A 2,647-nucleotide genomic window follows, 5' to 3' on the forward strand; every position below is an offset into this window, starting at 1 on the left:
ACCCTTTCGGGTTGTATGGTTAAGTGACTAAGCGTACACGGTGGATGCCTTGGCAGTCAGAGGCGATGAAAGGCGTAATAACTTGCGATAAGCCCAGATTAGGTAGTAATAACCTTTTGAGTCTGGGATTCCTGAATGGGGAAACCCACTTACATAAGTAAGTATCCTGTTGTGAATACATAGCAACAGGAGGCAAACCGGGGGAACTGAAACATCTAAGTACCCCGAGGAAGAGAAATCAACCGAGATTCCGAAAGTAGCGGCGAGCGAAATTGGATTAGCCCTTAAGCTTTTAATGATGCAGGTGAAGAGTCTGGAAAGTCTCGCAATAAAGGGTGATAGCCCCGTAACCGACACATCATAATCAGTGAAAACGAGTAGGGCGGGACACGTGATATCCTGTCTGAATATGGGGGGACCATCCTCCAAGGCTAAATACTACTGACTGACCGATAGTGAACCAGTACCGTGAGGGAAAGGCGAAAAGAACCCCTGTGAGGGGAGTGAAATAGAACCTGAAACCGTGTACGTACAAGCAGTAGGAGCACCTTCGTGGTGTGACTGCGTACCTTTTGTATAATGGGTCAGCGACTTAATTTTAGTAGCAAGGTTAACCGTTTAGGGGAGCCGTAGGGAAACCGAGTCTTAACTGGGCGTACAGTTGCTAGGATTAGACCCGAAACCAGGTGATCTAGCCATGGGCAGGTTGAAGGTTGAGTAACATCAACTGGAGGACCGAACCGACTAATGTTGAAAAATTAGCGGATGACTTGTGGCTAGGGGTGAAAGGCCAATCAAACCTGGAGATAGCTGGTTCTCCCCGAAAGCTATTTAGGTAGCGCCTCGGACGAATACTACTGGGGGTAGAGCACTGTTAAGGCTAGGGGGTCATCCCGACTTACCAACCCTTTGCAAACTCCGAATACCAGTAAGTACTATCCGGGAGACACACGGCGGGTGCTAACGTCCGTCGTGGAGAGGGAAACAACCCAGACCGCCAGCTAAGGTCCCAAAGTATAGCTAAGTGGGAAACGATGTGGGAAGGCTCAGACAGCCAGGATGTTGGCTTAGAAGCAGCCATCATTTAAAGAAAGCGTAATAGCTCACTGGTCGAGTCGGCCTGCGCGGAAGATGTAACGGGGCTAAGCTATACACCGAAGCTGCGGCTACGTACCTTAGGGTGCGTGGGGTAGGGGAGCGTTCTGTAAGCCGTTGAAGGTGGTCTGTAAGGGCTGCTGGAGGTATCAGAAGTGCGAATGCTGACATGAGTAACGATAAAGGGAGTGAAAAACTCCCTCGCCGGAAGACCAAGGGTTCCTGTCCAACGTTAATCGGGGCAGGGTAAGTCGACTCCTAAGGCGAGGCCGAAAGGCGTAGTCGATGGGAAACGGGTTAATATTCCCGTACTTCTTACAATTGCGATGGGGGGACGGAGAAGGCTAGGTGGGCCTGGCGACGGTTGTCCAGGTTCAAGTACGTAGGCGGGTGGTTTAGGTAAATCCGGACCGCTACTAACGCTGAGATACGATGTCGAGCTACTACGGTAGTGAAGTCATTGATGCCATGCTTCCAGGAAAAGCCTCTAAGCTTCAGATTGTAAGGAATCGTACCCCAAACCGACACAGGTGGTCGGGTAGAGAATACCAAGGCGCTTGAGAGAACTCGGGTGAAGGAACTAGGCAAAATGGTACCGTAACTTCGGGAGAAGGTACGCTCTTATCAGTGAAGTCCCTTGCGGATGGAGCAGACGAGAGTCGCAGATACCAGGTGGCTGCAACTGTTTATTAAAAACACAGCACTGTGCAAAATCGTAAGATGACGTATACGGTGTGACGCCTGCCCGGTGCCGGAAGGTTAATTGATGGGGTTAGACTTCGGTCGAAGCTCTTGATCGAAGCCCCGGTAAACGGCGGCCGTAACTATAACGGTCCTAAGGTAGCGAAATTCCTTGTCGGGTAAGTTCCGACCTGCACGAATGGCGTAATGATGGCCACGCTGTCTCCACCCGAGACTCAGTGAAATTGAAATCGCTGTGAAGATGCAGTGTACCCGCGGCTAGACGGAAAGACCCCGTGAACCTTTACTACAGCTTGGCACTGAACATTGAACCTACATGTGTAGGATAGGTGGGAGACTTTGAAACCGCGTCGCTAGATGTGGTGGAGTCGTCCTTGAAATACCACCCTTGTAGTTTTGATGTTCTAACGTTGGTCCCTGAATCGGGATTACGGACAGTGCCTGGTGGGTAGTTTGACTGGGGCGGTCTCCTCCCAAAGAGTAACGGAGGAGCACGAAGGTGGGCTAAACACGGTTGGACATCGTGTGGTTAGTGCAATGGCATAAGCCCGCTTGACTGCGAGAATGACAATTCGAGCAGGTGCGAAAGCAGGTCATAGTGATCCGGTGGTTCTGAATGGAAGGGCCATCGCTCAACGGATAAAAGGTACTCCGGGGATAACAGGCTGATACCGCCCAAGAGTTCATATCGACGGCGGTGTTTGGCACCTCGATGTCGGCTCATCACATCCTGGGGCTGAAGTCGGTCCCAAGGGTATGGCTGTTCGCCATTTAAAGTGGTACGCGAGCTGGGTTTAGAACGTCGTGAGACAGTTCGGTCCCTATCTGCCGTGGGCGTTGGAAAATTGAA

The 2,647-nt window shown here is 51.2% G+C and carries 1 rRNA gene; it reads left to right on the top strand.

The annotated features are described in order from the left end of the window. Positions 1-17: 17 nt before the first annotated feature. Positions 18-2,647: ribosomal RNA gene (locus AB4375_RS02235) — 23S ribosomal RNA — on the top strand; the annotation flags it as partial.

The organism is Vibrio sp. 10N.261.51.C6 (genome assembly GCF_041471785.1).
GTDB lineage: Bacteria > Pseudomonadota > Gammaproteobacteria > Enterobacterales > Vibrionaceae > Vibrio > Vibrio crassostreae_C.